Consider the following 5,910-nt stretch of genomic DNA (forward strand, 5'->3'; position numbering starts at 1 on the left):
CCCCTTGTACACCCTCTGACCTGGGCACCTTCCCTCATATCCGGGAGAACTGAGGCCTCGCGCCGCGCACCCGGCCCAGTCACACAATTTGTCGGGGCTGTGGACAAAGTCGAGCGCTCGTTGCGTCATGGGACAGTGACTCAACCTGTGCGCATTCTTGTCGTCGGCGGCGGCTACGTAGGTCTGTACACCGCGCTGCGTCTGCAGCGGAAGCTGAAGAGCGGTGAAGCAGAGGTCACCGTCGTCTCTCCCGACCCGTATATGACCTACCAGCCCTTCCTCCCCGAGGCAGCCGCAGGTTCGATCTCGCCGCGCCACGTCGTGGTCCCGCTCCGCAGCGTCCTCGACGGCTGCAAGATCGTCATCGGCGAGGCGGAACGCATCGACCACGCCAAGCGCACCGCCACGGTCACCACCCTCGCCAGCCCCGAGGACGGCACAGGATCCGTCGAGATCGCCTACGACCACCTGGTCCTCGCCCCCGGCTCGGTGTCCCGCACCCTCCCGGTCCCCGGCCTCGCCGAATTCGGCATCGGCTTCAAGACGGTCGAGGAGGCCATCGGCCTGCGCAACCACGTCATCGAGCAGATGGACATCGCGTCCGCCACGCGCGACCCCGCGATCCGTGACGCCGCGCTCACCTTCGTCTTCGTGGGCGGCGGTTACGCGGGCGTCGAAGCCCTCGGCGAACTCGAGGACATGGCCCGTTACGCGGCCCGCTACTACCACAACGTAAAACCCGAGGACATGAAGTGGATCCTCGTCGAGGCGAGCGGCCGCATCCTCCCCGAAGTCGGCGACGAGATGGGCAAGTACGCGATCCGCGAGCTGCGCAACCGCAACATCGACGTACGCCTGGAGACCCGCCTGGACTCCTGCACCGACCGTGTCGCCGTCCTCAGCGACGGCGCCCGCTTCCCCACCCGCACCCTCGTCTGGACGGCCGGCGTCAAACCGCACCCGATCCTGGCCGCGTCGGACCTGCCCCGCAACGAACGCGGCCGGCTGGCCTGCACCGCCCAGCTCACCGTCGAGGGCACCGAGAACGCCTGGGCGGCCGGCGACGCGGCGGCCGTACCCGACCTCACCGCCGAGGCGGGCAAGGAGTGCGCCCCCAACGCCCAGCACGCGGTGCGCCAGGCCAAGGTCCTCGCCGAGAACGTCCTCGCGTCCCTCCGCGGCGAACCCCTCAAGAACTACGAGCACAAGTACGCGGGTTCGGTCGCGTCGCTCGGCCTCCACAAGGGCGTCGCCCATGTCTACGGACGGAAACTCAAGGGCTACCCGGCCTGGTTCATGCACCGCGCCTACCACCTCAGCCGCGTACCGACCTTCAACCGCAAGGCCCGTGTGCTGGCCGAATGGACCCTCGCAGGCCTGTTCAAGCGCGAGATCGTCTCCCTCGGCTCCCTGGAACATCCCCGGGCCGAGTTCGAGTTGGCCGCCGGAGCCGAGCCCCCGAAGCGGCCCTGACCATTGTCAGTGCCGTCGGTCACACTGGACGTGTGACCATAGGTTGGTTCACACCTGCACAGAGTGATCCGTTGCTCCACCGTGGCAAAGACGCCGCAACGACCCGATGAGGCTTGAACCGCAGTGAACTTCACACGCTGGAGCGCCCGGCTCCCCGGAACTCCGCGCCGCGCCGCCGCGCGGGCCGACCGCAGCTCCGTGCCGGCAGCCCGCGGTGAGTACGCACAGCACCCCGATTCCGACGCCGGGCCGCCCCAGGACGAGTTCACCCCCGCGCTCGAAGAACTCTCCGTCCGGGAGATCCTCGGCCACCTCCCCGCCCTCGTCGCCCTGGTGCACGGCCCCGAGCACCGCATCGCGTACGTGAACGATGCCTACGCCACCGCCTTCGGCCCCCGCCCCATCGGCGCGACGGCGGCCGAGGCGCTCCCCGAGCTGGACGAACTGGGCCTGCTGCCCCTCATGGACCAGGTCCTGCGCAGCGGAAAGCCGCGCACGGTCAAGTCCCGCCGCGTGCAGTCCAAGCCGGGCGAGGGCTCGTACACGGTCACCTGCACGCCCTACGGCATGGACGCCGACGGCTCCGCAGCACGGTCCGGCCACACCGGTGTGCTGATCTTCGCGGCGGACGTCACCGACCACGCCGAGGCAGCCGAACGGCTCCGCACCAGCGAGCGCCGTCACCGCGAAACCGCGGTCACGCTGCAACGCTCCCTCCTCCCGCAGGAGTTGGAGCAGCCGGACGACCTGTGCATCGCCGCCACCTACCAGCCGGGCGGCACGGACGCGGCGGTCGGCGGCGACTGGTACGACGTCATCACCCTCGGCGCGGGCCGCACGGCCCTGGTCATCGGCGACGTCATGGGCAGAGGTGTCCGGGCAGCGGCGGTGATGGGCCAGCTCCGTACGGCAGTCCGCGCCTACGCCCGCCTCGACCTGCCGCCCCACGAGGTCCTGCAGCTCCTCGACGGCCTCGCATCGGAGATCGACGCCAGCCAGATCGCCACCTGCATCTACGCGGTCCACGACCCCACCGAAGGGCGCCTGGTCTACTCGTCGGCCGGCCACCTCCCCCTCCTCATCCGCGACGAGGACGGCTCGGTCCGCCGCGCCGACGACCCCGCGGGCCCCCCACTGGGCACCGGCGGCTGGATGCACACCTCGGGCGAGATCGCGCTCCCCCCGGGCTCGACGGCGGTCCTCTACACGGACGGCCTGGTCGAACGCCGAAGCGAGGACATCGACGAGGGGGTCGACGCCCTGGAACGAGCGCTCGCAGGCGCCACCGGCACCCCCCAGACGATCTGCGACCGTCTGATGCGCTCTCTGAACATCACGGCGGAACACGACGACGACGTGGCGGTCCTGGTAGTCCAGCACCCGTCCCGCAAGGGCCCCGCGGCCGAGCTCTTCCACAACGCGGCGCTCGAACTCCTGGGCGGAGTGGAAGCGGCCCCCCGGGCCCGCGCCTTCGCCTCCGGAGTCCTCGCCTCCTGGCGCTTCTCCTCGGAACTCCACGACCTGGGAGTCCTCGCGGCCAGCGAACTGGTGGCGAACTCCCTCCAGCACGGCACCCCGCCCATGCGCCTGCGACTGCGCCGCACGGACCGCCGCCTGATCATCGAAGTGACCGACGGCGACGACCACCTCCCGCGCCGCCGCCACGCGGAACCGGCGGACGAGGCGGGCCGCGGGATCTCGATCATCGCGACCATCGCCTCGTCCTGGGGCTCCCGCCGCACACCGGGCGGCGGCAAGGCGGTCTGGTGCGAGTTCGCCCTGCCGCACTGACCCGGGCTTACGGGGTCGGCACAGCGCGGGCGACCTCGGGCACATTGCCCGCGACGATCCGCGAGGCATGGGCGAGCGACGGCTTGTCCTGTACGGGAGTGAGCCGGCGCCCCAGCCACAGCGCGAGCACGCTGATGCCGAGCGAGCAGACGACGAGCATCCAGATGTACGCGGTGAAGACACCGGCCCCGGCCATCAGCCCGCCCACAGCAGGACCGAGCGCCAGCGCCAGCTGCTTCACCAGCGCGAATGCCGAGTTGTACTGACCGATCATCCGCGCCGGAGCCAGATCGGCGACGAGCGGAGCGACGGTCGGCGACAGCATCGACTCACCGAGCCCGAAGAGCGCGTACGTCGAGATGATCAGCGTGACGGCGATCGCGTGCCCGCCGGCGACCATCCCCGAAGCCCCGGCGGCCAGCCAGGCCACCGTCCAGATCAGCCCGACCAGCGCGACGACGCGGCTGCGCCTGCGCTTCTCGGTCAGCCGAAGCACCACGAACTGAGCGAGGACGATCATCGCCGTGTTGGCGGCGAGGGCGATCCCCAGCGTGGACGGCTGGATGTGCGAGACCTCGGTCGCGTACGCCGAGAGCCCCGACTCGAACTGTCCGTAACAGGCGAAGAACATCACGAAGCCCAGCGCACAGAGCACGACCATCGACCGGTCGGCGAACAGGACCCGCCAACCGCCCCCGGCCTTGGCCTCCACGGGCACGTCGCTGTCACCGCTGCCCGCGCTCCACGAGAACGACGGCAGCCGCACGGTCGCGATGACGGCGCCGAGCACCAGGAACATCGCCGCCTCGATGGAGAAGAGCCGGATGAACGACCCCGGGTCGGAGGTGTCGACGAGGAGCCCGCCGATGAGCCCGCCGATGCCAAGACCCAGGTTGTTGAGGAAGAACTGGGTGGCGAAGGCCCGCGACCTTGTCGTGGTGGTCGAGCACCACACGATCATCGTGGCGAGCGCGGGCTGGATGACGGCGATACCCATCCCCAGGGCGGCCGCGGCAGCGACCAGGACAGGAGCGGTGCTGCCGAGCCCGAGCCCGAGCGATCCGAAGGCGGCGGTGACCGTACCCACGATGGCAACCGGAAGCGGCCCGCGCTGATCGATGAACCGCCCGGTGAAGGGCAGTACCACCAGTGCGGCCAGGGCAAAGGTCATGAGGACCACCCCGGCGGTCCCCGGACCCAGGTCCCGCACCTGGGACACGTAGATGAACGTAAAGGGGACAGTGAAGCCATTGCCGAACGCGCTCAGCGCGTTCCCCAGCTGAATCCGGCGCAGCGCAGCGCCCATCGCGGTGGTCACACTCACCTACCTAGGTTGATCGAGGTTCGACGAAGTACTGAGGCCCAAAGACTTCAACACTAAAATTAGAAGGTCAACAATACACATCGAAGGACTTCGACGCCACCGGGATTCAGTGGGATACTCCCCGACATGCCAGCTGACCCGACAGAGCCGACGCTCGACGAACAGATCGCGGCGTACCAGCGCGAGTTCCGCGACCTCGACCCCCAGGTCGAGAAGGTCGTCTCGGCCCTGGGCCGACTCAACCGCCGGATGAACGTCGCGTACGGCCGCCAGGTAGCCGCACTCGGCATCAGCAACGCCGAGTGGGAGGTCCTCAAGACCCTGGTCCTCGCCGGGGCCCCGTACCGCATGGGCCCGGGCGAGATCGCGAAGCGACTGGGGCTCACCCCGGCGGCCATGACCCACCGCATCGACCGCATGGCGGGCGATGGCCTGGTCACCAGGGACCGCGACGAGAACAACAGGGTCCGCGTCATCGTCGAGCTGACGGATGAGGGCCGTACGAAGTGGCTGGAGGCGATGCGGGCCGCCTCGACGTTCGAGGAAGAGCTCCTCCAGGACCTCTCCAGCAAGGAACGGGGCGCCCTGGGCGAGATGCTGACCCGCCTCCTGCGCCGAGTGGAGGACGCCCAGCCCGATGCGGGCGGCCGGCTCACTGACCTGGACTGATCGAGGCTTGACGCGGCCTGCGGAGCTCTGTAAGGTTCTTCGAGTTGTCACAGAGCCGGAACGGTTCAGCGGCAACCACTCCCGCCGCGTCAGCGGCAACCAAACTCAGCACGATCTCCCGCCGGGGACGATTTCGGCATGCCGGAATTCATACCCGCGACTCGATTATGAGTCACCGGGGAAAAGCGTTAGAGTTTGGGCGTCGGAACGGCCCAACAGCCGGAAAGACAGAGCAGGTTGAAAGTCCAGCCGACTGGGAATCAGGCCCGCGAGGATCTGATAGAGTCGGAATCGCCGGAAAGGGAAACCTGAAAGGCACCGAGGAAATCGGACACGAAAGAGTCTGATAGAGTCGGAAACGCAAGACCGAAGGGAAGCGCCCGGAGGAAAGCCCCAGAAAATGTTCTGTGGGTGAGTACAAAGGAAGCGTCCGTTCCTTGAGAACTCAACAGCGTGCCAAAAGTCAACGCCAGATATGTTGATACCCCGGCCCACCTTTGGTGGGTTGGTGGTTCCTTTGAAAAAGCCCTTCCCTTTGCCGGGAAGGCAACACAGCGAGGACGCAGTGAACAATCGGCCCTATTCCGGCTGGTTGTTCCGCTCTTCCGATGTGGTTGCTCGATTACGAGCAGACATTCACGGAGAGTTTGATC

General features: G+C 68.2%; 4 protein-coding genes. 3 read left to right on the forward strand and 1 reads right to left on the reverse strand.

Annotated features, from left to right (window positions below; translation table 11 throughout):
• Nucleotides 1–135: 135 nt before the first annotated feature.
• Nucleotides 136–1,473, forward strand: coding sequence for an NAD(P)/FAD-dependent oxidoreductase (locus J0695_RS06205; protein ID WP_206960822.1), 1,338 nt, complete (start codon nt 136–138; stop codon nt 1,471–1,473).
• Nucleotides 1,474–1,596: 123 nt separating this feature from the next.
• The gene (locus J0695_RS06210) at nt 1,597–3,264 is read left to right on the forward strand and encodes an ATP-binding SpoIIE family protein phosphatase (RefSeq protein WP_206960823.1); all 1,668 of its coding nucleotides are present in this window, start codon (nt 1,597–1,599) and stop codon (nt 3,262–3,264) included.
• A gap of 7 nt (nt 3,265–3,271) precedes the next feature.
• On the opposite strand, the gene J0695_RS06215 is transcribed toward J0695_RS06210, so the two are convergent.
• Nucleotides 3,272–4,582, reverse strand: coding sequence for an MFS transporter (locus J0695_RS06215; RefSeq protein WP_372445708.1), 1,311 nt, complete (start codon nt 4,580–4,582; stop codon nt 3,272–3,274).
• Nucleotides 4,583–4,714: 132 nt separating this feature from the next.
• On the opposite strand from J0695_RS06215, the gene J0695_RS06220 reads away from it, so the two are divergent.
• On the forward strand, nt 4,715–5,257 hold the full coding sequence (locus J0695_RS06220) for a MarR family winged helix-turn-helix transcriptional regulator (RefSeq protein ID WP_206960824.1): 543 nt from the start codon (nt 4,715–4,717) through the stop codon (nt 5,255–5,257).
• Nucleotides 5,258–5,910: the final 653 nt, after the last annotated feature.

The sequence above is a fragment of the Streptomyces beijiangensis genome (assembly GCF_017315755.1).
In the GTDB taxonomy this organism is placed as follows: domain Bacteria; phylum Actinomycetota; class Actinomycetes; order Streptomycetales; family Streptomycetaceae; genus Streptomyces; species Streptomyces beijiangensis.